Source organism: Pseudomonas sp. DWRC2-2 (genome assembly GCF_049897885.1).
Lineage (GTDB): Bacteria > Pseudomonadota > Gammaproteobacteria > Pseudomonadales > Pseudomonadaceae > Aquipseudomonas > Aquipseudomonas azotoformans_A.
In genome coordinates this window covers 290,332-314,608 of the sequence record NZ_JAFCXD010000002.1, presented here as the reverse complement: position 1 = coordinate 314,608, position 24,277 = coordinate 290,332, and the positions used below count along the sequence as shown (strand labels likewise).

Here is a 24,277-nt window from a genome sequence, read left to right as displayed (position 1 = left end):
GATAGGCGGCGGGCCCCAGCCGCAGGTAGGATGTTTTATCCGCATATGAGGTTGTCATCATGTTCTTCGGTGTCCTACTGATCATCACCTGGCTGGTCCTGCTGCTGCGCTACCCAGCCAAAGCCTTGCCGGTGTCGTTGGCTGCCGCCGTCGGCCTGGGGTTCGTGGCGATCTGGGTGGTCTGGCTGGACAACCGCGAAGCCTCCCAACTGGCCCGCCTGGAGCTGCGCATCACCTACGCCGCCGACGAATGCCCCGCCGACCGACCGCTCAAACTGACGCTGAACAACGGCAACGATGTGCCGCTCACCGAGTTGCGCTGGCGCGTCGCCGCGTATGCGCCGGGCGATACGGTGAACCTCGCCGACAACGTCTACGCCGCCCCACGCTATCGCGGCCCCGGTGAGTTGCAAACCGGCGCCACCTGGGAAGACTGCCTGCCCACTCCGCCCTTGCGCCCCGGCTACCGCGCGCAAACCCTGGAATTTCGTGCCGAGCACCTGCAAGGCAGTTTCTCGGACTGATTAAGGATCGATCCATGCCCAACGTACTCATCACCGGTTGTTCCAGCGGCATTGGCCGTGCCTTGGCGGATGCCTTCAAAGCAACCGGCTACACCGTCTGGGCCAGCGCCCGCCGCCCCGAAGATGTCGCCGCCCTCGCCACGGCGGGCTTCAACGCCGTTGAACTGGATGTCAACGACAGCGCTGCCCTACGGCGCCTGGCCGAGCAATTAGGCGAATTGGATGTGCTGATCAACAACGCCGGTTATGGCGCCATGGGTCCGTTGCTCGACGGCGGCACCGAGGCGATGCAACGTCAATTCGAAACCAACGTGTTTTCCATCGTCGGCGTGACCCAGGCGTTGTTCCCGGCCCTGCGCCGCAGCCAGGGATTGGTGGTGAACATCGGCAGTGTTTCCGGTGTGCTGGTAACGCCGTTTGCAGGCGCCTACTGCGCGTCGAAAGCGGCCGTGCACGCCTTGAGCGATGCGCTGCGCATGGAACTGGCGCCGTTTGGCGTGCGGGTCATGGAGGTGCAGCCAGGGGCTATTGATACGAGCTTCGCCAAAAACGCCGGGGCCCAGGCCGAACTGTTGATCAACGAACAGTCCCCCTGGTGGCCGCTGCGCGACGGCATCCGCGCACGCTCCCAGGCCTCGCAAGACAACCCAACCCCGGCCCACCGGTTTGCCGCGCAAGTGCTCAAGGGCGTACAGCAACCCGCGCCACCGCGTTTGCTGCGCGCCGGAAATGGCAGCCGAGCGTTACCGTTGATGGCCGCGTTACTGCCCAAAGGTGTATTGGAGCGCGTTTTGAAGAAACGCTTTGGATTGGAACGGAGTTTGTAATGATCGACTACAGCGACTTTTTTGAAGAAGTGATCCAGACCCACGTCGAGATCGAGCAATGGTTTGCCGGGGTTGCGCCCGAGGGCACCTTGCAGAACTTGCTCGCACGATTCTCCCCGGAGTTCAGCATGGTTGCCCCGGCGACCGGCACACGGGTCAACGCGGCCGGAGTCAACGCCCTGTTTACACGGTTGGGCGGCATGCGCCCGGGGTTGAAAATCACCTTGAGCGAGATGGCCGGCATCGATCGCCATGCGCGTGGCGCCACGGTGACCTATCGCGAACATCAGGTGGATGCCAGCGGTACACAGACGGACCGCCGTGCCACGGTGGTGTTCGAGAAGCAGGCCAGTGGTGCGTTGCTGTGGCGCCATTTGCATGAAACGTTTATCAAGGCTTAACGCCGTTTCAGTGTTGTGTCTGATCGACGATGACGGTGCAAGTAATCCCCGCCGCCAACAACACCCCTTCCGGCACTTCATCGATATGAATCCGCACCGGCACCCGCTGGGCCAGGCGCACCCAGTTGAAGGTCGGGTTCACATCGGCGATCAGCTCGCGGCTTTCGGGGTTGTCGCGGTCGTAGATGCCGCGCGAGATGCTTTCCACATGGCCCTTCAGGGTCTCGCCGCTCATCAATTGCATATCGGCTTTATCGCCGACCTTGACGTGGGGCAGCTTGGTTTCTTCGAAGAAGCCATACACCCAGAACGAGTTCATATCCACCACGGCCATCTTGGCCTCACCGATGCGCGCATAGTCGCCGCGATGCACATTGAGGTTGGTGACGTAACCATCGACGGCCGCCACCACTTGGGTGCGTTTCAAATTGAGTTCGGCGGCTTCCAACTGCGCAAGCGCGTGTTGGTAATCGGCCAACGCCGAGTCGGCGATGTTGCTGGCGTCGTCGCGGTTTTCCTTGGAGATCACCAGCGCATCGAGATCGGCGCGGCGATGGGCATTGACCTTGCGCATTTCCCAGGTGGCTTTGCGCGACGCCACCAGTGACTGCGCCTGCTTGACCGCAATGCGGTAGTGCCCGGGGTCGATCTGCATCAGCAGGTCACCCTTTTTCACCAGTTGGTTGTCACGCACCGGTACGTCGACCACCTCACCGGTAACGTCGGCGGCGACGTTGATGATGTCCGCGCGCACACGCCCGTCACGGGTCCACGGGGTTTGCATGTAGTGCACCCACAATGTGCGGCCAATCCAGATGGCCAAGGCCAACACCAGCAAGGTCGCGAGCAGGCTGAAAAACTTTTTCATCGGGGCATTCTCAACGGTAGACGGTCAGCGCCAAGGCGCCGAACAGGCAAACGAACAGGCTCAGGCGCAGCAACGCCGGGTGCCAGAAAAAACGGTACAGGTCGAAGCCAGCCAGGAAGCGATCAAGCGCCCAGGCCAATACGGCTGCGATCAGGAACATCAGGGTCATGGTCGGCATGTACACGCCGTGGAAGGCGATTTCACGGGGCATGCGGGGATCCTTTAAGGGCAGCCAGCGGCGATTGCGGGTCCAGCAGCGAGGTGCGGATAAAGTGCAGGTAGCTTTTCACCCGGCGCAGGGCCGAGGTGTCGAAGTGCGGGGCGAAGGGTTCGTCGGTGGCCTGCACGCGGCTGATCGCATGGTCGACCGCGATCAGGCCACGCTCCAGGTTGCTCGCGCTCGGTTGCAGGAACAGCCGCACCAGCGAGCGGCCCATCACGCGGATGGCCTGGCGCCACGGCTGGGATTCGGCGTACGCCGGATGCACCGGCAGAATCGCCTGTTCCTTGCGCAACTCGATGATCGCGTGGCCGACTTCCAGCACCACAAACATCCAGCGCAGCAGGTCGCGCTGCACTTGCGGCTGGCCGACCGCGAGGCCGTAGGCCTGGTGCAGCAAATCGCGAGTGCGGCTTTCGAAACTCGACGCCAAGCCCTTGAGCTTGCCGCTGATCGCATACACCACTTGCTCTCGCAGGTCCTGCTCCAACCGCCGCCACAACCAACGGCTGTTGGGCGGCAGGATGATCGCCCCCGCCGCCGCGCACACCAGCATGCCGATGACCATGGCGATGTAGTCGTTGATGAAGGTGTAGGGGTTGTAGACCGTCAGGTTGTCCGGCACCGAGCCGGTGCTGAAGAAGATCAGCAGCCCCACGCCGACACCCGCGTATTGCGGGCGCGAGGCGAGGAACGCGCCAAAGATGATCACCGGCGCAAGCATCACGCACAGCAGTGGGAAACCGTCGATCCAGGGGAACACGAAGAACATTTCGACAAAGCCCACCAGGGCCCCGATCAAGGTTCCGCACGCCATCTGGAACGCCATGCGTTTCGGGTTCGGCGTGGCGGCGGACAAGCCTACCGTAGCGGCTGCGATCAGGGTCATGGTCGCGCCGCTGGGCCAGGCGGTGGCCACCCAATAGCTGCCCAAGACGATGAGGATGAATGACGCGCGAATCCCCGAGGCGGCGCAGGCCAGCCAGTTGGTCTTGGGGGTGAAGGTTTCGTCCCACTGCTCGCGCTCATGGCTGTGATCCGCCAGGGACGCGTGGGTTTGCGCGTAGTTGTGCACATCATCAACGAAGCGATAAAGCAGCTCGTAGGCGGTGTGGAAATCCAGCTGTTCGGCTTCGCTCGGGTGCTCTTCCTGAAAGGCCGCACGCAGGCTGCGGACCTTGGCGGGCAGGCCGTCCTTGTAGGCGCTGAGTTGGTTGACCAAGCGTGCCGCGTCCGGGCTGGTAAGCGCGCGGCCGGAGAAGCCATCGAGCAGTTCGGCAAGATCCTGCAGGCCGGGTTTGATGGCCGCGACCACATGGTCCGCTTCATCGGTGCGCAAGCGCTCCAGCAATTGGTGCAAGGCATTGAAGCGTGTGGTGATGCTCATGAACTCGCTGTTGAGGCGACTGAGCCGGCCGTTGCGCCGACGCATGTGTGGGTCTTCAAACACCGTGATGCTGCGCAGCCCTTCCAGACCCACGGCTTCGGCGATAAACCGCACGTTGCTGGCCTCGAAACCCTCACGCTGGCTGCGCCCACGCAGGCCGTCGGTGACGAACAGCGCAAACACGCCGAAGCGCTGGTACAAGGCGTTGCGCATGGCGGCACTGCTGGTTTGCGGCAGGATCGCGGCACTCACCAGGGTGGAACACAGAATCCCCAGGGAGATTTCCAGCACCCGCCACACCGCCGCCATGAAGGCGCCGTCCGGATGCGCCAGGGCCGGCAACCCGACCATCGCCGCCGTATAACCGGCCAGCACAAAACCATAGGCGCGAAAGTTGCGGTTGCGCGTGGCACCGGCGGTGCAGATGCCGACCCAGATCGCCAAGGCGCCGAGGAACAACTCGGTGTTCTGCGCAAACAAGGCAATCAACAACACCATCACCGCCGACCCCGCCATGGTGCCAAGGAAGCGATAGAAACTCTTGGCGAACACCTGGCCGCTTTGCGGTTGCATGACGATAAACACGGTGATCATCGCTGTGCGCGGTTGCGGCAGCTCCAGGCGCATGGCCAGCCACAACGTCAGGAACGCGGCGACCAGCACCTTGAAGATATACACCCAGGTCACGCCATCGCTGCGTGCCCAGTCGAAAAAGCCACGGCGCCACTCAAGGGCATGCAGCCAGCGCAGCGGTGCAGGCAAGGGAGTCATCGCATCCTACTCAGTGATCAAATACGGCCAGCGCCGCTGGGGTCTTGCTCGGAAGGGTCTTGGCGTCTTGCGGCACATCGTTGCCAGCGCCGAGGCCACCGCCCAGGGCCGTCACCAGTTCGGCGTGGGCGCTCAGGCGAGCGGCCTGCACCTGTTGCTCGATCTGTTGCTGATGAAACAGCAAGGTCTGTGCGTTCAATACATTGAGGTAGTCGGTGAGGCCGCGTTGATAGGCGATCATCGCGATGTCGTAGGTCTTCTGCGCCGAGGCCACCGACTGCGCGGCGAAGGCGGCTTGCTTGTCCATCGATTCGCGGCGGATCAACTGGTCGCTGATGCCCTTGAGCGCATGGACCAGGGTCTGGTTGTACTGGGCGACAGCGATGTCATAACCGGCGCTGGCTTCGCCCAGTTCCGCACGCAGGCGGCCACCGTCGAAGATCGGCAAGGTGATCGCAGGTCCCACGTTGTAGTTGAATTTCTTGCCCGCCAGGAATTCCAGCATGCCGCCACCGGTGGCCATGTAGCCGAGGCTGCCGACCAGGTCGACGTTGGGGTAGAAACCGGCGTGGGCCACATCGATACCACGGGCCTGGGCCGCGACTTGCCAGCGGCGGGCAACCACGTCCGGGCGTTGGCCGAGCAACTGCGCGGGCAGGCTCGACGGCAATTTCAACGGTGCGGCCAGGGACAGGCTCGGGCGTTGCAACTGCGCGCCTTCCCCCGGGCCTTTGCCCGCCAGGGCCGCCAACTGGTTACGGCTCAGGGCGATCTCTTCGTCGAGGGCGTCCAGTTGGCGATGGGTTTCCGGCAACGGGGTTTCGGCCTGGCTGACGTCGAAGTGGGTGCCGATCCCGGCATTCAAGCGCTTGTTGGCCAGGTCGAGGATCTGCTGCTGTTGCGCCAGGGTCGCTGCGGCGATATCGCGGTTGGCGTAATGCAACGACAACTGGATATAGGCGCGCACCACGTTGTTCTGCAATTCGAGCTGGGCCTGGCGCGCTTCGGCGGCGCTCATGTGCGCCAGGTCGACCGCACGTTCGGTGGCATTGCTTTCGCGGCCCCACAGGTCAAGGGCGTAACTCAGGCCCAGGGACGCATTGTTATCCCAGGTGTTGGCACCGCTTAGCTCGCCGGGACCATAGAACTGATCCTTCGGCCAGTTGTGGCGCTTGAGGGTGGTGTCGCTGTTGATCTGCAGCGACTCGGCTGACTCGGCAACTCCGGCCATGGCCCGCGCCTCACGCACTCGCGCGGCGGCCATGGCCAGGCTCGGGCTGTGTTGCGTGGCCAGGTCGACCCAGCGGCTCAGTTGCGGGTCGCCGTAGGCTTGCCACCATTGCCCGGTGGGCCAGCGGGCGTCCTGGGCGGCGCTCTGGATGGCTTCGTCGGTGGCCAGGTGGTTGGCATCGAGAGATTGGCCTTGTGGGGCGATTCCTCCGGTTCCGATGCAGCCGCTGATTGCTAACGATAAAGCCCAAACACTGAGAGTCTTCAGCTCTCTGCTGATGCGACGCGGCACGGCAAGCGACTTCCTGAGGTGGTGGTGCGGGGTAGGTGGCGCAATTCTAGGGGGCGGCATGAAGGACGATAAGCTGGTATTCCTGTGAATCTTTGTTACCGTTCAGGCGATAATCCGTTGGTAGGGATCACTGGACGGCGTAACTTTCTGTCACAATTTGTTATCTCCCCTGAGAACACTCCATGGACACTTTGCAAAACATGCGCGCCTTCAGTTGCGTGGCCGAAGCTGGCAGCTTCACCGCCGCCGCCGTGCAACTGGATACCACCACGGCCAATGTGTCGCGCGCGGTCTCCAACCTTGAGGCCCACCTGCAAACCCGCTTGCTCAACCGCACCACCCGCCGCATCGCGCTGACCGAGGCCGGCAAACGTTATCTGCTGCGCTGCGAACAGATCCTGGCCTACGTCGAGGAAGCCGAGGCCGAAGCCAGCGACGCCCACGCGCGCCCCGCCGGGCAGTTGAAAGTGCACACCATGACCGGTATCGGCCAGCACTTTGTCATCGATGCGATTGCGCGCTATCGCCGTACTCACCCGGACGTGACCTTCGACCTGACCCTGGCCAACCGTGTGCCGGACCTGCTCGATGAGGGCTACGACGTCTCCATCGTGCTGGCGAGCGAGTTGCCGGACTCGGGTTTTGTCTCCCAGCGCCTGGGCATTACTTACAGCATCGCGTGTGCCTCGCCGGATTACGTCAAGGCCAAGGGTTGCGCGCAGCGCCCACAGGACTTGCTCAACCACGCCTGCCTGCGCTTGGTCAGCCCGGTGATCCAATTGGATAAATGGACCTTCAACGGCCCTGAAGGCCAGGAAAGCGTGGCGATCAACACCTCGCCGTTCCTGGTGAACTCCGCCGATGCGATGAAAACCGCGATCACCAGCGGCATGGGCGTCGGCCTGCTGCCTGTGTACGCGGCCATCGAAGGCCTGCGCAACGGCACCCTGGTGCGGGTGATGCCCAACTACCGCTCCCAGGAACTGAACCTGTACGCCATCTACCCGTCGCGCCAATACCTGGATGCGAAGATCAAGACCTGGGTGGAATACTTGCGCGGTTCGCTGCCGGAAATTCTGGCGGCGCACCAGGCGGAACTGGTGGCGTATGAGTTGAGTGGCAGCCTCAGCGGCGTGCGGATGGCGAACTGACAATCCGCAACAGGAATGTTAGCGTGCTTGGCATTCTTCCGTAGTCGATGAGCCCGCCTGCAATGAAAAAGACTGTCCTCGCCTTCAGCCGCGTCACCCCGGAAATGATCGAACGCCTGCAACAGGATTTCGAGGTGATCGCGCCCAACCCCAAGCTGGGCGACCTCAACGCTCAATTCAATGAAGCCCTGCCCCACGCCCACGGCCTGATCGGCGTGGGCCGCAAGCTGGGGCGTGAACAGTTGCAGGGCGCGAGCAAGCTGGAAGTGGTGTCCAGCGTGTCGGTGGGCTACGACAACTACGATGTGGCGTACTTCAACGAACGCGGGATCATGCTCACCAACACCCCCGACGTGCTCACCGAAAGCACCGCCGACCTGGCCTTCGCCCTGCTCATGAGCAGCGCCCGCCGGGTGGCCGAGCTGGACGCCTGGACCAAGGCCGGGCAGTGGAAAGCCAGCGTCGGCGCGCCGTTGTTCGGTTGCGACGTACATGGCAAAACGCTGGGCATCGTCGGCATGGGCAACATCGGTGCGGCCGTGGCGCGGCGTGGGCGCCTGGGTTTCAACATGCCGATCCTGTACAGCGGCAACAGCCGCAAGCCAGCACTGGAGCAGGAACTGGGCGCACAGTTTCGCAGCCTCGATCAGTTGCTGGCCGAGGCGGATTTCGTCTGCCTGGTGGTGCCGTTGAGCGACAAGACCCGTCACCTGATCAGCACCCGCGAGCTGGGCTTGATGAAGTCCAGCGCGATCCTGATCAACATCTCCCGTGGCCCGGTAGTCGACGAGCCGGCGCTGATCGAAGCCCTGCAAAACCAGCGCATCCGTGGCGCCGGGCTGGATGTGTATGAGCAGGAGCCGCTGGCCGAGTCGCCGCTGTTCCAACTGAGCAATGCCGTGACCTTGCCGCACATCGGCTCGGCCACCCACGAAACCCGTGAAGCCATGGCCAACCGCGCCCTGGACAACCTGCGCAGCGCCCTGCTGGGCCAACGTCCGCAGGACCTGGTGAACCCGCAGGTGTGGAAGGGCTGACTTTAAGGGCCCATGCCCCTAAAGCATGGGCCCCTCAAGTCGATAACCTTCCATAGATCGTCATCCCTGATCCACAGAAGGTTTTTATGTCCACCACCAAAGCCCGCGCAGACTCACTTTCGCTTCTGCTTTTTACCTTGCGCAGCGGCAAGCTGATGGCGATCAACCTGCTGAAAGTCAGCGAAATCATTCCCTGCCCGCCGCTGACCAAGCTGCCGGAGTCCCACCCCCACGTCAAAGGCATCGCCACCCTGCGCGGTAACTCGCTGGCGGTGATCGACCTGAGCCGCGCCCTCGGCGAAATGCCTCTGGCAGACCCCGACGGCGGCTGCCTGATCGTCACCGACGTAAGCCGCTCCAAGCAAGGGTTGCACGTGCAGGCGGTGAGCAAGATCGTGCACTGCCTGACCACCGACATCCGCCCACCGCCCTATGGTTCTGGCGGCAACCGCGCGTTCATCACCGGGGTCACCCAGGTGGAAGGCGGCCTGGTGCAGGTGCTGGATATCGAGAAAGTCATCCACGGCATCGCGCCGGCACCAATCGAAGCGGCGCCGACCGACCTGACCATGGAAGAAGCCGAAGTGCTCGGCAACGCGCGCATCCTGGTGGTGGACGACAGTCAGGTCGCCCTGCAGCAATCGGTGCACACTCTGCGTAACCTCGGCCTCACCTGCCACACCGCGCGCAGTGCCAAGGAAGCCATCGATGTGTTGCTGGAGCTGCAAGGCACGGTCGAGCAGATCAATGTGGTGGTGTCGGACATCGAAATGTCGGAAATGGATGGCTACGCCCTGACCCGCACCCTGCGCGAAACCCCGGATTTCCAACACCTCTATGTACTGCTGCACACCTCCCTGGACAGCGCGATGAACAGCGAAAAAGCCCGCTTGGCCGGCGCCGACGCAGTACTTACCAAATTCTCATCGCCAGAGCTGACCAAGTGCCTGGTGGTGGCCGCGCAAACGGTGGCGCAAAAAGGCCTGTGAGCGATTATTTCCAACTGCTGCGGCGCGACCTCACTGGCAGCCTGCCCGCCCCGCAATGGCCCGCCGGGGTGCAGCTGGACCACTACCGCGACGACCTGGCGCCAGCGATTCATGCCGTGTTGTGCCTGACCCAGGAACAGGGCGGCGGTCGCGTGCCCAACCTGGAAACCTGGCGACGCCCATTCACCACCGATGCCGAGTTCGATCCCACCCTGTGCCTGGTGGTCAGCAACGACGACGGCATTCTCGGCGTGGCCCAATGCTGGACCAGTGCCTTTATCAAAAACCTCTCCATCCACCCTTGCGCCCAAGGCCAAGGGCTGGGGCGTGCCCTGTTGCTGCACAGCTTCCAGGTGTTCAAGCAACGCGGTGAGCCCTATGTGGACCTCAAGGTGCTGGAGAGCAATGGGCGTGCTCGCCAGCTGTATGAAAGCGCGGGGATGACATTTGTCCTACGCGACTTAGTCAGTCAGGACTGACACGCACTGGCGTGTAACTTGCTTCCAGAGAGCGAATCGGTGAACAGAGGTAAAAACCCGTCACCGTTCTTGCGTGCCCTCTGACCTAGCCTGGTGACAGATCCGCCATGAATACTCAATTTTCCTGCGTCGGTTGCGGCAAATGCTGCTCCGACCACCACGTGCCCCTGACCCTCGCAGAAGCCCGGACGTGGGCGGCGGACGGCGGTAACGTCATCGTTCTGGTGGAAGGTTTCCTGGGCAATGGCCTGGGCCTGCCCCAGCAGCAACGCGAACATGCCGAGCGCCGTTCGGTGGTGGTGCCCAGCGGCAATACCGAGGCGTTTGTGGCAATCACCTTTGCCGCCTACAACGCCGGACGCTGCCAGAATCTTGACGAAGACAACCGGTGCCGCATCTATGAGCGCCGCCCATTGGTGTGCCGCATCTACCCAATGGAAATCAATCCGCATATCCCGTTGAACCCCGCCGCCAAGGATTGCCCGCCGGAATCCTGGGAACAGGGGCCGGCACTGATCGTCGGCGGTGAGCTGATGGACCAGGAACTGGCTGAACTGATCCGCCGCTCGCGCCAGGCCGACCGCGACGATGTGCAGACCAAAGAGGCGGTGTGCGCTTTGCTGGGCATTCGCACCACGGCGCTCAAGGGTGATGGATTTACCGCTTACTTGCCGGACATGGGGGCCTTCGCCCAGGCGATTGAGTTGGCGGTGAATCAGCCGTCCGTGGCCAATGAATGGGTGTTCCATGTGTCGGGAATGGATATCGCCGAACAGGTGCTGGATGCCGGGGCGCAGATTGCCACCGAGGTGCCGGCCAACTACGCGTTTATCCCGCTACGCGCGGTGTAGACCCAGAACGCTTTGCTGCGCGGCGCTGACGGTGGCCGCAAATTAATTGGCCATCACGGCATATCCAGTCGGTAAGGCGCAACAATCCTCTGGTATTCGCCATTGTGCTTGAGCTGTTCGACGGCGCGGTTGAGTTCAGTGCGTAATGCAGTGTCGGTATTGCGCAGCGCGATCGCCACGCCCTCGCCCAACAGGTCCGCCGAAACGGCGGGCCCCAGAAAATCGAAATCTTCGCCCGCGGCGGTGTCGAGCAACGCGTTGCGGATCTCCACTGTGCCCTGCAGGGTTGCGTCGATATCGCCCGCGACCAGACCTCGAACCAATTCGTCGTTGAGCCAGAAACTCTTGATGATCACCCCTTTGCCGGCCCATTGAGTCCGAACGAAGGCTTCACGATTACTGCCCAGCAGTACACCGACTCGCTTGCCTTTAAGGGACGTTGTGGTTGGCGTCAGCCCTGAGTCACGACGTGCCACCAGCCGTGTCGTGAAGGGGTAGAGGATATCGCTGAAGCTCACCCAGCGCCGACGCCGGGGAGTGGGGGCAATGCCCATGATTGCGTCGAACTGGCGGGCTTCAAGGTCTTCGAAGTTTTCGACCAGTACCTGGTCGACCCAGGTACAGCGCACATTCAATTGCTGGCAGAGCGCGTTACCCAGCTCGATATTCAGGCCGACCAACTGCCCTTGCGGATTGCGGCTCTGAAAGGGGGGAAATTGCGCAGCAACGGCAAAACGGATTTCGCGTCGCGGTTGATCAATACCCGCAACGGCATCTACCGCAAGTAACAGGACAAGCGCTACACAGAGGTGTATCGGGGCCACAGGAAACGTCCTTTTCCGGAAAGAGCTCACCCTGTCCAGCCCCGATAACAAGTCGGGGCAGAACAGAAGCGGTGCAAGCTTTCAAGAAAGGATCGCAGGCCTACAAGCAGAAAGTTCGGCGATCAGCGTAGGCAACGTCCGTGAAACATTTCAGCGAATTATTCTTAACGTTTACCCATGGAGCGGCGAGTGCCCGGTGGTGCCATGCCTGGAGTCTTGGTATGACCGTTCTTGGCGCCGTTCTTGTACCAGGGCTGGGCGTTATTCTTGCTCCCCTCCAGCTCACCCGGCTTGAAAGGAAACTTGAACGCCGGGATCTCGGCTTTTTCAACGCCATCGGCGCTGGCCGAATCGACGAGATCGGTCGCTTCAACAGGGGATTGTGTCGGGGATGTCATGAAAGCTCCGGGGCGTGCAGGAAGTGATGCGGGCACACATTAAGGGCCACGTATGTAGGAAGTATACCTGCGCAACGCAAATCTTTGACCTGCGTCGTACGAGCGGTCAGGCCTTTACTGACGCGGCTGTCAGATAGCGGTCACTTTACTGACCGGGTCCGCAGGCTATAAATACTCACCCCATCTTTTTCCCATCGTCCTGGCGCCTTACCGCATGCACATTCCTAGAAGAAAAACTGCAGTGATCGTGGGAGTCCTCATCCTACTGGCCGTGGCGGCTTGGGCGCTGACCCGACCCGCCAAGACCAAGCTGGTCGCCTCCACGGCCGTGCCGGTCCGCGTGATGAAGGTGGTGGAACAGGATCTGCCACGCTACGTCACGGGCATCGGCTCGGTGCTGTCGTTGCACAGCGTGGTCATCCGCCCGCAAATCGACGGCATCCTCACGCGATTGCTGGTCAAGGAAGGGCAACTGGTCAAGGCTGGCGATCTATTGGCGACCATCGATGACCGCTCGATCCGCGCCAGCCTCGACCAGGCCAAGGCGCAACTGGGCGAGAGCCAGGCGCAGCTGCAAGTGGCCGTGGTCAACCTCAAGCGCTACAAGGAACTGAGCGTTGATGACGGCATCTCCAAGCAGACCTATGACCAGCAACAGGCACTGGTCAACCAACTGAAAGCGACGATACAAGGTAACCAGGCCGCCATCGACGCGGCCCAGGTACAGCTGTCGTACACGCAGATTCGCTCACCGGTCACCGGCCGCGTCGGTATCCGCAGCGTGGATGAAGGCAACTTCCTGCGCATGAGCGATGCCCAGGGGCTGTTCTCGGTCACCCAGATCGACCCGATTGCCATCGAATTCTCCCTGCCGCAGCAGATGCTACCGACGTTGCAAGGCCTGATCGCGGCCGCTTACCCAGCGCGCGTGGACGCCTATCTCGGTGCCGATACCGAAAGTGAAAACTCCGACCTGCTGGGCCAGGGCCGCTTGAGCCTGATCGACAACCAGATCAGCGGCACCACCGGCACCATCCGCGCCAAGGCCGAATTCAGCAACAGCACGCAGAAACTCTGGCCGGGCCAACTGGTGACGATCAAGATCCAGACCGCCCTCGACCGCAACGCCCTGGCAGTCCCGCCCAGCGTGGTGCAACGCGGCTTGGACTCGCACTTCGTGTACCGCGTCAACGGCGACAAGGTCGACATCGTGCCGGTGCAAGTGGTGTATCAGGACAGTGACCGCAATATCCTCAAGGGTATCCAGGTTGGCGATGTGCTGGTCAGCGATGGCCAGTCGCGGCTCAAGGCAGGCGCCAAGGTCGACATTCTCAAAGAGCCACCCCAGGCGATCCAGACCGCTGACGCCAAGGTGCAGCCATGACGACATCGCGGGGATCAATTTCCGCCTGGTGCATCGACCGCCCGGTCGCCACCCTGTTGCTGACCTTCGCCCTGGTGCTGCTCGGGCTGATTGCCTTTCCCAAGCTGCCTATCGCCCCGTTGCCGGAAGCCGAATTCCCGACGATCCAAGTGACCGCGCAACTGCCCGGCGCCAGCCCCGACACCATGGCATCGTCGATTGCGACCCCGCTGGAGGTGCAGTTCAGCGCCATCCCCGGCATGACCCAGATGACGTCCAGCAGTGCTTTGGGCTCCACCCTGCTGACCCTGCAATTCACCCTCGATAAGAGCATCGACACCGCTGCACAGGAAGTGCAGGCCGCCATCAACACCGCCGCCGGCAAGCTACCAAGTGACATGCCGAGCCTGCCGACCTGGCGCAAGGTCAACCCGGCAGACAGCCCGGTGCTGATCGTCAGTGTCAGCTCCCATGACATGCCCGGCACCGAACTGAGCGATCTGGTGGAAACCCTGCTGGCCCGGCAGATCAGCCAGATCGACGGCGTCGGCCAGATCAACATTACCGGCCAGCAACGCCCGGCGATTCGCGTGCAGGCGTCTCCCGACAAGCTCGCCGCCATCGGCCTGACGCTGGCCGACATCCGCTTGGCGATCCAGCAATCGAGCCTGAACCTGGCCAAAGGTGCGTTGTACGGCAAAAACAGCGTGTCGACCCTGGCAACCAATGACCAACTGTTCCACCCCGATGAATACGGCGACCTGATTGTTTCCTACAAGAACGGCGCCCCTGTTCAACTGCGCGACGTGGCCAAGGTGGTTGATGGTTCGGAAAACGCCTACGTTCAGGCCTGGGCCGTGGACACACCCGGGGTCAACCTGGTGATCACCCGCCAGCCCGGCGCCAACATTGTCGAGACCGTGGAGCGCATCCAGGCCGAACTGCCGCGCCTGGAGGCCATGCTGCCGGCCTCGGTGCAGGTCAGCGTGTTAATGGACCGCACCACCACCATCCGCGCCTCGCTGCACGAAGTGGAAATGACCCTGCTGATCGCCGTGTTGCTGGTGATCGGCGTGATGGCGATTTTCCTGCGCCAGTGGTCGGCAACCGTAATTGTGTCCAGCGTGCTGGGCGTGTCGTTGATCGCCAGTTTTGCCTTGATGTACGTGATGGGCTTCAGTCTGAACAACCTGACCTTGGTCGCCATCGTGGTGGCCGTGGGGTTTGTGGTGGACGATGCGATTGTGGTGGTGGAGAACATCCATCGCCACCTTGAGACAGGGCTGGACAAACGCGAGGCGGCAATCAAGGGCTCCAGCGAAATTGGCTTTACGGTGGTGTCCATCAGCGTGTCCCTGGTGGCGGCGTTCATCCCGCTGCTGTTCATGGGCGGCGTGGTCGGCAGGCTGTTCAAGGAGTTTGCCTTGACCGCCACCTCGACCATCCTGATTTCCGTGGTGGTGTCCCTGACACTCGCGCCGACCCTGGCCGCATTGTTCATGAATGCGCCCAGCCATCGTCCCCATGACAAACCCGGCTTTGGTGAAAAGCTGCTGGCAGCCTACGAAAGAACCCTGCGCCGCGCCCTGGCCCACCAACGCACCATGGCCGGCATTTTCATGCTGACCCTGGCGCTGGCCGTGGCCGGCTATGTGTTTATCCCCAAGGGATTCTTCCCGGTACAAGACACCGGTTTCATCCTCGGCACCAGCGAGGCGGCTGCGGACGTGTCTTACCCGGACATGGTCGAAAAGCACAAGGCGCTGGCTGAGATCATGAAGGCTGATCCGGCTGTGCGCGCGTTCTCCCATTCCGTCGGCGTGACCGGTAGCAACCAGACCATCGCCAACGGTCGCTTCTGGATTTCCCTTGTTCCCCGAGGCGACCGGGATGTGTCCGCCAGCCAATTCATCGATCGCATCCGCCCCAAGCTGGCCAAAGTTCCGGGCATCGTGCTGTACCTGCGTGCGGGCCAGGACATCAACCTAAGCTCGGGCCCCAGCCGTAGCCAATACCAGTACGTACTCAAGAGTAACGACGGCGCGACGCTGAATACCTGGACCCAGCGCCTGACCGAAAAATTGCGCTCCATACCCGCGTTCCGCGATATCTCCAACGACCTGCAACTGGGCGGCAGCATTACCCACATCACCATCGACCGCCGCGCCGCCGCACGTTTCGGCCTGACCGCCACCGACGTCGACCAGGCGCTGTACGACGCCTTCGGCCAACGCCAGGTCAATGAGTTCCAGACCGAAATCAACCAGTACCAGGTGGTGCTGGAACTGGACACCCAGCAGCGCGGCAAGGCCGAAAGCCTGAATTACTTCTACCTGCGTTCGCCGCTGACCAATGAAATGGTGCCGTTGTCGGCGGTCGCCAGCGTCGATGCGCCTACGGTCGGGCCTTTGTCCATCAGTCACGACGGCATGTTCCCGGCCGCCAACCTGTCGTTCAACCTGGCGCCCGGTGTGGCGTTGGGCGACGCAGTGATCCTGCTCAACCAGGCGAAAAACGAAATCGGCATGCCCGCCTCGATCATCGGCAACTTCCAGGGGGCGGCGCAGGCGTTCCAGAGTTCGTTGGCCAGCCAACCCTGGTTGATCCTCGCGGCGCTGGTGGCGGTCTACATCATTCTCGGTGTGCTGTATGAAAGCTTCGTGCACCCGCTGACGATCATCTCGACGTTGCCCTCTGCCGGCCTGGGCGCCCTGATCATGTTGTGGCTGTTGGGCCAGGACTTCTCGATCATGGCGCTGATCGGCCTGGTGCTGTTGATCGGTATCGTCAAGAAGAACGGTATCCTGCTGATCGACTTCGCCCTGGACGCCCAGCGCACACGGGGGCTGTCGCCCCATGATGCGATCTTCGAAGCATGTATCACACGGTTCCGGCCGATCATCATGACCTCATTGGCCGCATTGCTCGGCGCCTTGCCCCTGATGCTCGGCTATGGCGCCGGTGCGGAACTGCGCCAGCCGCTGGGTATCTCGGTGGTCGGCGGCCTGCTGGTGAGCCAGGCGCTGACGCTGTTCACCACGCCGGTCATATACTTGTACCTTGAGAAGTTTTTCCACAAGCCCAAACCAACGCCTGCGTTGGCGGCCACACAATGAGGCTGAGGCCCCGGCCTGGAGCAAAAGGCTCATGCGCGTCCTGATTATTGAAGATGAAGAAAAAACCGCGGATTACCTGCATCGCGGCCTGACAGAGCAAGGCTACACCGTCGACGTGGCGCGCGAAGGCGTCGAAGGCTTGCATCTGGCGCTGGAAAACGACTATGCGGTAATCGTGCTCGACGTGATGCTTCCCGGCCTCGATGGCTTTGGCGTATTGCGAGCGCTGCGTGCGCGCAAGCAGACACCGGTGATCATGCTGACTGCCCGCGAGCGTGTGGAAGACCGCATCCGTGGCCTGCGCGAAGGCGCCGACGACTACCTGGGCAAGCCGTTTTCCTTCCTGGAACTGGTGGCCCGCCTGCAAGCCCTGACCCGCCGAAGCGGTGGGCATGAACCGGTGCAGGTGACCGTCGCGGACCTGTGGATCGACCTGATCAGCCGCAAGGCCAGCCGCAACGGCCTGCGCCTGGACCTGACTGCCAAGGAGTTCTCGCTGCTCAGCGTATTGGCGCGGCGCCAGGGCGAAATCCTGTCCAAGACCGCGATTGCGGAAATGGTCTGGGACATCAATTTCGACAGCGACGCCAACGTGGTGGAAGTGGCGATCAAGCGCCTGCGCGCCAAGCTCGACGGGCCGTTTGACACCAAACTGCTGCACACCATCCGAGGCATGGGGTATGTGCTGGAGAGTCGTAGTGTCGGCTAACTCCATCGCCCTGCGCCTCAGCAGCCTGTTCACGCTGGTAGCGGCGTTGATCTTCCTGTTGATCGGCGGCGCGCTGTATCAGCAGGTGGACCGCAGCCTGGGTTTGTTGCCGGGCGCCGAGTTGGATGCGCGCTATAGCGTGTTGGAGTCTTCGGTCAACCGCTTCGGCACGCCGGACCATTGGGTGAAGATGCAGGCCAAGCTCAAGTTGCTGGGCGAGGAAGACAAACGCATCCGCTTCTGGGTAGTGAGCAGCGATCCGAACTACGAGTATGGCAACCCCGATGCGCAGATCCGTGCCTTTGCCGAGGGGCCGACGGGCAAGCGCGACTTGCGCTTGCCGGGGCGCAAATACCCGTTCAAGGTGCTGGTGAGCCAGTTCCCGGCCAAGGATCAGCGCCCGCCGCTGCGTTTCATGATCGCCATCGACACCGAGAATTTCCGGGCCACCCAGCACCACCTGTTGGTCGCGTTGGTCAGCCTCGCATTGGTCGGCGTGATACTCGCTTCGTTATTGGGTTTCTGGGTCGCGCGCATCGGCCTCAAGCCGTTGGGCAAGCTCTCGGATGAGGCACAGAAACTCGCACCACCCAAGCTCTCCGGTCGTCTGCAGCTGTCGCCATTGCCGCCGGAACTGAGCCAGTTCGTCAACTCGTTCAACTCCACCCTGGATCGCGTCGAGCAGGCCTATTCGCGCCTGGAATCGTTCAACGCCGATGTGGCCCACGAACTGCGCTCGCCGCTGACCAACCTGATCGGCCAGACCCAGGTCGCCCTGACCCGCGGGCGTTCGGCCGAGCATTACTTCGAGGTGCTGCAATCCAACCTCGAAGAACTGGAGCGCCTGCGTTCAATCATCAACGACATGCTGTTCCTCGCCAGCGCGGACCAGGGCAGCAAGGCCACCAAGCTGATCGAAAGTTCCCTGGCCGATGAAGTGGCCACCACCCTCGACTACCTGGACTTCATCCTCGAAGACGCCCAGGTCGAGGTGCAGGTACGCGGCGATGCCACGGTGCAGATCGAAAAAGCCCACCTGCGCCGTGCCTTGATCAACCTGTTGAGCAATGCGGTACAACACACCGCGCCCGGACAGGTCATCGTTGTGAACATCGAGGTGCAGGAACACCAGGTGGCCATCGGCGTGACCAACCCCGGTGACGCGATTGCCAGCGAGCATCTGCCACGCCTGTTCGAACGGTTCTATCGGGTGGACGCGTCGCGCAGCAACAGCGGGGCCAATCACGGCCTGGGACTGGCCATCGTCAAGGCGATTGCCTTGATGCACGGCGGTGATGTGTTCGTGCGCAGCGAGGGCGGTGGGAATACGTTTGGCATCACCCTGCCGGTCTAACCTCTGACTGTTGCGATTTGGGCAACAGTCATTATCTTGTTACACTCTGTATCGTACCGCTCGCCTGCGTTAATTTGACGCATCGGTGAGCGCGACGGCAAAGGCAGTCTCCGCTTACCCGAATTTCCCTCGACTTTTTTCCAGGGCTCTACACTGGGAATCTGTCTTAAAGCCGCTGACTTCAGCGGCTTTTTTTTGCCGTAAAAAAGGCCAGGCACACCCACGACATTGGCCGTTTTCGATTGACCAAAGGAGCTCCACCGGTGAAGAACTCGCTGACGTTCACCCCGTTATTCCTCGCGATTGCAGCAACGATTGCCCCCCTTGCCCACGCGGCAGACACCACCCCCGCCGACGGTTTCGTCGAGGGCGCCCACCTCAACATCAACACCCGCAACTACTACATGAACCGCGACCGTCGCGACATTCACACCGATGACAGCAAGGAATGGGGCCAGGGTTTTCTCGGCACCTTCGAATCCGGCTACACCCAGGGCACGGTCGGTTTCGGCCTGGACGCCCACGCCATGCTCGGTCTCAAGCTGGACGGCGGTGGCGGCACCGACGGATCCAGCATCCTTCCTTACGGCAGTGGCAACGGCAAGGCGCCCGGCTCGTTCTCCACCGCCGGCGGCACCCTGAAAATGCGCGCGTTCGATACCGAGTTGAAGGCCGGTGACCTGTTCCTCAACAACCCAGTGATCGCCGGCGGCATGACCCGCATGCTGCCGCAGACCTTCCGCGGTGTGAGCCTGACCAACCACAGCTTCGACGGCTGGATGTTCGAAGGCGGCCAGGCCAGTTTCACCAAGCTCTACAACCAGAGCGGCCATCGCCGCATCGGCACCAGCTACGGCGCTCTGCCGAACAACACCGATAGCCAGCACATGAACTGGGCCGGTGTATCGTTCAGCGGCATTGAAGGGCTGACCAGCAACCTCTATGCCTCCGAACTCAAGGATGTGTGGAACCAGTACTACTACGACCTGGACTACACCTACGCGCTGAATGACCTGATCAGCCTCAACCCGGGCCTGCACTACTACCACACCCAGGACACCGGTCAGTCCCTGCTCGGGGATATCGACAACAACACCTACAGCCTGCACTTCACCGTCGGCGTGGGAAACCACAGCGTCACAGCCACCTACCAGCGAGTCAACGGCAACACGCCGCTCGACTACATTGCCCAGGGCGACAGCATCTACCTGGATAATTCCCAGCAGTATTCCGATTTCAACGGCCCCAACGAACGCTCGTGGAAGCTGAAGTACGCCTACGACTTCGCCGGCCTCGGCATGCCCGGCTTGACCTCGGCCGTGTCCTACATCAGCGGTAAGACCGACCTGACCAAGGTCGACCCGCAAAGCCGTGGCTACAGCGCCTGGTACAGCGCCGATGGCAAAGACGCCAAGCATTGGGAACGGGACATCGACCTCAAGTACGTGGTACAGGGCGGCAAGGCCAAGGACTTGGCCGTGCGCCTGCAATGGGCGACCAATCGCGGCAGTAACGGCTACTCGGCGGTGGATCGCGACGTGGATGAATACCGGGTGATCGTTGATTACCCGATCAACGTGTTCTGACGGACAGATCTTTCTTTTTAACCACGTATTTAATTTTCATCGGGTAGAACTAAACTGCCAGCATCCTCACCGCTGAAGTCTGCCCGATGAGTCAATCCAGTTCTCGCACCCTGCCGGCACGCCCGGAGCTGTTTCTGATGCTGGGCAGTGGCCTCACTGTCGTCCTGATTGTGGTGATCGTCGCGGCGCTGCTGATCCGCGAACATGCCAGCACCTTGCAGGCCGCCAAGCGCGCCACCAGCAACATCACCCAACTGATCAATGCCGATGTGCTGCGCAACGTCGAACTCTACGACTTGGCGCTGCAAGGGCTTATCGCCGCCACTACGCGGCAGGACTTGAGTCAGGTTTCGCCGGACATCCGGCACCTGGTGCAGTTCGATCAATCCACGGCGGCCCCCTTCAAAGGTGAAGTGCTGTTACTGGACGCCAACGGTGCGGTGATTGCCGACTCTTCGACGTTGTGGCCGACGCCGCGCAACTTTGCCAATCGCGATTACTTCCAGGCCCATCAACATACATCCCAGGCCGGGTTGTTCATCAGTCGCCCATTCAAGATCCACTGTGCCTGCGACCAGGTGTGGCGCATTGCATTCAGCCGCCGGGTGTCCGGCCCCAACGGTGAGTTTGCCGGTGTGGCCGTGGCGACCATGCGCTTGGCGTATTTCGATCAACTGTTCAACCGCCTGGCCATCGGCAATGGCAGCTCTGTCAATCTGCTGAATACCCACGGCATCCTCCTGGCCCAGCAGCCGTTGCTGGAACGCGACATGATCGACAAAGACCTGAGCGATCGCCCCAACTTCAAACGCATGCTGCGCGAGGGCGAAGGGAGTTTCCGGGCGATCTCCGCCCTTTCCGGCCAGGAACGCCTGTATACGTTCAGCAACGTCGGTGAGTTGCCGCTGATTGTGGTGGTGGCGCTCTCCGCCGATGACGTATTTGCGCCCTGGCAACGCGCCGCGCTGCTGGTCAGCAGTGCCACCGGCATCCTCTGTGTCGGCTTGCTCTGGCTGACCTGGATGCTGCGCCGGGAATTGCGCCGCCGTTATCGCACCGAACGCGTGCTGTCAGAACTGGCAGCCACCGACGCCCTCACCGGCCTGGCCAACCGCCGTATCCTGGACGAACGCCTGCGCCTGGAATGGGATCGCGCGCAACGTTCGACCGAGCCGCTGACGGTGCTGATGATCGATGTGGACCACTTCAAGGCGTTCAACGACCGCCACGGCCATCACGGCGGCGATGAAGCATTACGCACTGTCGCCCAGGTGATCGGTACCAATATCCGCCGCCCGGCCGACCTGGCCGCGCGCTATGGCGGCGAAGAGTTTGCGGTGGTGCTGCCGGTGACCGATGCCAAGGGCGCCTGGGTGATTGCCGAGCATATCCGCAGCGGTATCGAGCACTTGCCGAGGGTGGGAGGAGATGAACAGCCGATTACGGTGAGCATCGGCATGAGCACTTGGGACAAGCGCAGCCGTCAGTCGCTGGAGGCGTTGTTGCTGAGTGCGGATCAGGCGCTGTACGAGGCCAAGCACACCGGGCGTAACCGTATTGTGGATGCGAATAACCAGGCATAAAAAAAGGCCACCCGAAGGCAGCCTTTCAAAACTAAAGAAAGAGAGTTGTTACTTACACCGCCGCAACGGGACGCATGTAAGAGATCGGTGCGGTGCTGGCATCTTCGAAGGTCACGACTTCCCAAGCATCTGTCTGCTCAATCAACTTGCGCAGCAGCTGGTTGTTAAGGGCGTGGCCCGACTTGAAGCCTTTGAACTCGCCTATCAGGCTATTGCCCAGCAGGTAGAGGTCACCGATTGCATCGAGGATCTTGTGCTTCACGAATTCGTCTTCGTAGCGAAGGCCGTCTTCGTTCAGTACACCATCCGCGTCGACCACAATGGCGTTTTCAACGCTGCCGCCGAGTGCGAGGTTGTGCTTGCGCAGGTACTCGATGTCACTCATGAAACCAAAAGTACGGGCGCGGCTGACTTCTTTTACGAACGAAGTGCTGGAAAAATCCACGCTTGCACTTTGGGTGCGGTCACGGAATACCGGGTGATCGAAATCGATCTCAAAGCTCACTTTAAAGCCTTCGAACGGGACGAAGGTGGCGCGCTTGTCGCCGTCTTCTACTGTCACTTCCCGCAGAATGCGAATGAACTTCTTGGCTGCGTCCTGTTCTTCCAGGCCGGCAGATTGAATCAAGAATACGAAGGGTCCAGCGCTGCCATCCATGATCGGGACTTCGGACGCGGAGAGCTCGACGTAGGCGTTATCGATGCCCAGGCCAGCCATGGCCGAGAGCAAGTGCTCCACCGTGTCCACTTTGACGTCACCGTTGACCAATGTGGTCGACATCGTGGTTTCGCCAACGTTTTCCGCGCGAGCAGGAATCTGCACCACAGGGTCCAGGTCGGCACGAACAAACACGATGCCGGTGTCGACAGGTGCGGGCTTGAGGGTCAGGTATACCTTCTCCCCGGAGTGCAGACCTACACCTGTGGCACGGATAATATTCTTCAGGGTGCGTTGTTTAATCATGGCTTGGACCGCTTGAGCGCAAATTGCGAACTGGTATCAACAAAGGCTGGCGATAATAGCAGACCAGACCTTTGCTGAACACCAATCACCTTCATAGCCCTGATACATTCCATTAATCGGCCTGACGACGCAGGAATGCCGGGATGTCCAAGTAGTCCAGATCATCTTGCGGATTCGGGCTACGGGACGCCGCAGCACCGGCCTGAGCCTGGTTGCGCATCACGGTCGGACGGTCCAGGTCACGGTAGTTCACCGACGGCAGTTCCTGGCGCGAAGGCGCTGGAGCGGCAGCCGCTTGGCTGGCGTGGCTGGCTTGGGCGTTGTGCAGGGTGTTGTCGATCACCTTCACAGGCTTCTCGATTTTTGCACCCAGGCCGGTCGCAACCACGGTCACATGCAGCTCGTCGCGCATGTCCGGATCGATCACGGTGCCGACTTTGACCATCGCGTGTTCGGAAGCGAAGGCTTCGATGATGCTACCCACGTCGGAGTACTCACCCAGGGACAGGTCAGGACCGGCGGTAATGTTCACCAAGATGCCGCGTGCACCTTGCAGGTTCACGTCTTCCAGCAGCGGGTTGCGGATCGCCGCTTCAGTAGCTTCACGTGCACGGTTCGGACCGCTGGCGCAGCCAGTGCCCATCATCGCCATGCCCATTTCGCTCATCACGGTACGTACGTCGGCAAAGTCGACGTTGATCATGCCTGGACGCTTGATGATGTCGGAGATACCGCGAACGGCACCAGCCAGTACATCGTCCGCCTTGGCAAACGCGGACAGCAGGCTGGCGTCCTTGCCCAGGATGGTCAGCAGTTTCTCGTTGGGGATGGTGATCAACGAGTCGACGCTTTCAGACAGCAGACGGATGCCTTCGTCGGCGATCTGCATACGCTTGCGACCTTCGAACGGGAACGGACGGGTCACGACAGCGACCGTCAGAATGCCCATTTCCTTGGCCACTTCGGCGATGATCGGCGCAGCACCAGTACCGGTACCGCCGCCCATGCCGGTGGTGATGAACACCATGTTGGTGCCTTGCAGCACTTCGGCAATACGCTCGCGGTCTTCCAGGGCAGCTTGACGGCCGACTTCCGGATTGGCGCCAGCACCGAGGCCCTTGGTCACGGCTGTGCCCAATTGCAGGATGGTCCGCGCGCCGATGCTTTTCAGCGCCTGGGCATCAGTGTTGGCGCAGATGAATTCAACGCCTTCAATGTTGCTCTTGACCATGTGGTTGACAGCGTTGCCGCCGCCACCGCCGACACCGATTACTTTGATAACCGGGCTTGCGGGGATGTTGTCTACGAGTTCGAACATGTTCCCTCTCCTTTCATTTCTCTAGTTTTTTCGCC

At 61.6% G+C, this 24,277-nt stretch carries 22 protein-coding genes; 14 read left to right on the top strand and 8 right to left on the bottom strand.

Annotated features, from left to right (window positions below; translation table 11 throughout):
- The first annotated feature begins 59 nt into the window (after nt 1-59).
- The 3 genes from ACP7EW_RS09975 to ACP7EW_RS09965 are packed head-to-tail and all read left to right on the top strand — an operon-like array spanning nt 60 to nt 1,752.
- Nucleotides 60-524, top strand: coding sequence for a multidrug transporter (locus ACP7EW_RS09975; RefSeq protein ID WP_426216751.1), 465 nt, complete (start codon nt 60-62; stop codon nt 522-524).
- Between the two features lie 14 nt (nt 525-538).
- Entirely contained in the window at nt 539-1,351 is an 813-nt protein-coding gene (locus ACP7EW_RS09970) for an SDR family oxidoreductase (RefSeq protein WP_426216749.1), read from the top strand.
- On the top strand, nt 1,351-1,752 hold the full coding sequence (locus ACP7EW_RS09965) for a hypothetical protein (protein WP_058414244.1): 402 nt from the start codon (nt 1,351-1,353) through the stop codon (nt 1,750-1,752). The genes ACP7EW_RS09970 and ACP7EW_RS09965 overlap by 1 nt, the downstream gene beginning before the upstream one ends.
- Before the next feature lie 7 nt (nt 1,753-1,759).
- Here the strand turns inward: ACP7EW_RS09965 and ACP7EW_RS09960 are convergent, their stop codons facing one another.
- From ACP7EW_RS09960 to ACP7EW_RS09945, 4 genes are read right to left on the bottom strand one after another with little or no spacing between them, the layout of a single operon-like run.
- On the bottom strand, nt 1,760-2,620 hold the full coding sequence (locus ACP7EW_RS09960; protein WP_426216746.1) for an efflux RND transporter periplasmic adaptor subunit: 861 nt from the start codon (nt 2,618-2,620) through the stop codon (nt 1,760-1,762).
- 10 nt (nt 2,621-2,630) lie between these two features.
- Nucleotides 2,631-2,831, bottom strand: a complete 201-nt coding sequence (locus tag ACP7EW_RS09955) for a DUF1656 domain-containing protein (RefSeq protein WP_012722318.1) — start codon at nt 2,829-2,831, stop codon at nt 2,631-2,633.
- Entirely contained in the window at nt 2,821-4,998 is a 2,178-nt protein-coding gene (locus tag ACP7EW_RS09950; RefSeq protein WP_426216744.1) for an FUSC family protein, read from the bottom strand. The genes ACP7EW_RS09955 and ACP7EW_RS09950 overlap by 11 nt, the downstream gene beginning before the upstream one ends.
- Before the next feature lie 10 nt (nt 4,999-5,008).
- Nucleotides 5,009-6,520, bottom strand: a complete 1,512-nt coding sequence (locus ACP7EW_RS09945; RefSeq protein WP_426216742.1) for an efflux transporter outer membrane subunit — start codon at nt 6,518-6,520, stop codon at nt 5,009-5,011.
- A 182-nt stretch (nt 6,521-6,702) separates the two neighbouring features.
- Between ACP7EW_RS09945 and ACP7EW_RS09940 the strand changes: the two genes are divergently transcribed.
- From ACP7EW_RS09940 to ACP7EW_RS09920, 5 genes are all read left to right on the top strand, one after another.
- The gene (locus ACP7EW_RS09940) at nt 6,703-7,671 is read left to right on the top strand and encodes a LysR family transcriptional regulator (protein ID WP_016974978.1); all 969 of its coding nucleotides are present in this window, start codon (nt 6,703-6,705) and stop codon (nt 7,669-7,671) included.
- 62 nt (nt 7,672-7,733) lie between these two features.
- On the top strand, nt 7,734-8,708 hold the full coding sequence (locus tag ACP7EW_RS09935) for a 2-hydroxyacid dehydrogenase (RefSeq protein WP_038849928.1): 975 nt from the start codon (nt 7,734-7,736) through the stop codon (nt 8,706-8,708).
- An 86-nt stretch (nt 8,709-8,794) separates the two neighbouring features.
- A complete protein-coding gene (locus ACP7EW_RS09930; RefSeq protein WP_016974976.1) occupies nt 8,795-9,697 on the top strand; it encodes a chemotaxis protein CheV in 903 nt (300 codons plus the stop codon).
- Nucleotides 9,694-10,176 (top strand): GNAT family N-acetyltransferase, encoded by a 483-nt coding sequence (locus ACP7EW_RS09925; RefSeq protein ID WP_426216739.1) that lies wholly within the window; start codon nt 9,694-9,696, stop codon nt 10,174-10,176. Before ACP7EW_RS09930 ends, ACP7EW_RS09925 begins: the two co-directional genes overlap by 4 nt.
- Nucleotides 10,177-10,283: 107 nt before the next feature.
- Nucleotides 10,284-11,027 carry a YkgJ family cysteine cluster protein gene (locus ACP7EW_RS09920; RefSeq protein WP_426216737.1) on the top strand — a complete coding sequence of 248 codons (744 nt, stop codon included), beginning with the start codon at nt 10,284-10,286 and terminating at the stop codon, nt 11,025-11,027.
- Nucleotides 11,028-11,080: 53 nt separating this feature from the next.
- On the opposite strand, the gene ACP7EW_RS09915 is transcribed toward ACP7EW_RS09920, so the two are convergent.
- On the bottom strand, nt 11,081-11,851 hold the full coding sequence (locus ACP7EW_RS09915; protein ID WP_426216735.1) for a transporter substrate-binding domain-containing protein: 771 nt from the start codon (nt 11,849-11,851) through the stop codon (nt 11,081-11,083).
- A gap of 164 nt (nt 11,852-12,015) precedes the next feature.
- Nucleotides 12,016-12,249, bottom strand: coding sequence for a hypothetical protein (locus ACP7EW_RS09910; RefSeq protein ID WP_033899501.1), 234 nt, complete (start codon nt 12,247-12,249; stop codon nt 12,016-12,018).
- A 214-nt stretch (nt 12,250-12,463) separates the two neighbouring features.
- On the opposite strand from ACP7EW_RS09910, the gene ACP7EW_RS09905 reads away from it, so the two are divergent.
- The 6 genes from ACP7EW_RS09905 to ACP7EW_RS09880 all read left to right on the top strand — a co-directional run bounded on the left by ACP7EW_RS09905 (nt 12,464) and on the right by ACP7EW_RS09880 (nt 21,960).
- Nucleotides 12,464-13,633, top strand: a complete 1,170-nt coding sequence (locus tag ACP7EW_RS09905) for an efflux RND transporter periplasmic adaptor subunit (protein ID WP_269132882.1) — start codon at nt 12,464-12,466, stop codon at nt 13,631-13,633.
- Complete coding sequence (locus tag ACP7EW_RS09900) at nt 13,630-16,728, top strand: multidrug efflux RND transporter permease subunit (protein ID WP_426216733.1); 3,099 nt, start codon at nt 13,630-13,632, stop codon at nt 16,726-16,728. The genes ACP7EW_RS09905 and ACP7EW_RS09900 overlap by 4 nt, the downstream gene beginning before the upstream one ends.
- A gap of 31 nt (nt 16,729-16,759) precedes the next feature.
- Complete coding sequence (locus tag ACP7EW_RS09895; protein WP_033899495.1) at nt 16,760-17,437, top strand: heavy metal response regulator transcription factor; 678 nt, start codon at nt 16,760-16,762, stop codon at nt 17,435-17,437.
- Entirely contained in the window at nt 17,427-18,791 is a 1,365-nt protein-coding gene (locus ACP7EW_RS09890; RefSeq protein WP_426216731.1) for a heavy metal sensor histidine kinase, read from the top strand. Before ACP7EW_RS09895 ends, ACP7EW_RS09890 begins: the two co-directional genes overlap by 11 nt.
- Nucleotides 18,792-19,054: 263 nt before the next feature.
- The gene (locus ACP7EW_RS09885) at nt 19,055-20,377 is read left to right on the top strand and encodes an OprD family porin (RefSeq protein WP_426216729.1); all 1,323 of its coding nucleotides are present in this window, start codon (nt 19,055-19,057) and stop codon (nt 20,375-20,377) included.
- 86 nt (nt 20,378-20,463) lie between these two features.
- Entirely contained in the window at nt 20,464-21,960 is a 1,497-nt protein-coding gene (locus ACP7EW_RS09880) for a sensor domain-containing diguanylate cyclase (protein WP_426216727.1), read from the top strand.
- A 52-nt stretch (nt 21,961-22,012) separates the two neighbouring features.
- Here the strand turns inward: ACP7EW_RS09880 and lpxC are convergent, their stop codons facing one another.
- Complete coding sequence (lpxC, locus tag ACP7EW_RS09875; protein WP_003171886.1) at nt 22,013-22,924, bottom strand: UDP-3-O-acyl-N-acetylglucosamine deacetylase; 912 nt, start codon at nt 22,922-22,924, stop codon at nt 22,013-22,015.
- Between the two features lie 112 nt (nt 22,925-23,036).
- Nucleotides 23,037-24,242 (bottom strand): cell division protein FtsZ, encoded by a 1,206-nt coding sequence (gene ftsZ / locus ACP7EW_RS09870; protein WP_016974964.1) that lies wholly within the window; start codon nt 24,240-24,242, stop codon nt 23,037-23,039.
- Nucleotides 24,243-24,277: the final 35 nt, after the last annotated feature.

Bases quoted from the DNA above. Each gene is read 5' to 3' on its own strand.
- ftsZ (WP_016974964.1), bottom strand. From the start codon at position 24,242: ATGTTCGAACTCGTAGACAACATCCCCGCAAGCCCGGTTATCAAAGTA.
- lpxC (WP_003171886.1), bottom strand. From the start codon at position 22,924: ATGATTAAACAACGCACCCTGAAGAATATTATCCGTGCCACAGGTGTA.
- ACP7EW_RS09970 (WP_426216749.1), top strand. From the start codon at position 539: ATGCCCAACGTACTCATCACCGGTTGTTCCAGCGGCATTGGCCGTGCC.
- ACP7EW_RS09935 (WP_038849928.1), top strand. From the start codon at position 7,734: ATGAAAAAGACTGTCCTCGCCTTCAGCCGCGTCACCCCGGAAATGATC.
- ACP7EW_RS09920 (WP_426216737.1), top strand. From the start codon at position 10,284: ATGAATACTCAATTTTCCTGCGTCGGTTGCGGCAAATGCTGCTCCGAC.
- ACP7EW_RS09975 (WP_426216751.1), top strand. From the start codon at position 60: ATGTTCTTCGGTGTCCTACTGATCATCACCTGGCTGGTCCTGCTGCTG.
- ACP7EW_RS09960 (WP_426216746.1), bottom strand. From the start codon at position 2,620: ATGAAAAAGTTTTTCAGCCTGCTCGCGACCTTGCTGGTGTTGGCCTTG.
- ACP7EW_RS09950 (WP_426216744.1), bottom strand. From the start codon at position 4,998: ATGACTCCCTTGCCTGCACCGCTGCGCTGGCTGCATGCCCTTGAGTGG.
- ACP7EW_RS09955 (WP_012722318.1), bottom strand. From the start codon at position 2,831: ATGCCCCGTGAAATCGCCTTCCACGGCGTGTACATGCCGACCATGACC.
- ACP7EW_RS09900 (WP_426216733.1), top strand. From the start codon at position 13,630: ATGACGACATCGCGGGGATCAATTTCCGCCTGGTGCATCGACCGCCCG.
- ACP7EW_RS09930 (WP_016974976.1), top strand. From the start codon at position 8,795: ATGTCCACCACCAAAGCCCGCGCAGACTCACTTTCGCTTCTGCTTTTT.
- ACP7EW_RS09880 (WP_426216727.1), top strand. From the start codon at position 20,464: ATGAGTCAATCCAGTTCTCGCACCCTGCCGGCACGCCCGGAGCTGTTT.
- ACP7EW_RS09905 (WP_269132882.1), top strand. From the start codon at position 12,464: ATGCACATTCCTAGAAGAAAAACTGCAGTGATCGTGGGAGTCCTCATC.
- ACP7EW_RS09940 (WP_016974978.1), top strand. From the start codon at position 6,703: ATGGACACTTTGCAAAACATGCGCGCCTTCAGTTGCGTGGCCGAAGCT.
- ACP7EW_RS09965 (WP_058414244.1), top strand. From the start codon at position 1,351: ATGATCGACTACAGCGACTTTTTTGAAGAAGTGATCCAGACCCACGTC.
- ACP7EW_RS09895 (WP_033899495.1), top strand. From the start codon at position 16,760: ATGCGCGTCCTGATTATTGAAGATGAAGAAAAAACCGCGGATTACCTG.
- ACP7EW_RS09910 (WP_033899501.1), bottom strand. From the start codon at position 12,249: ATGACATCCCCGACACAATCCCCTGTTGAAGCGACCGATCTCGTCGAT.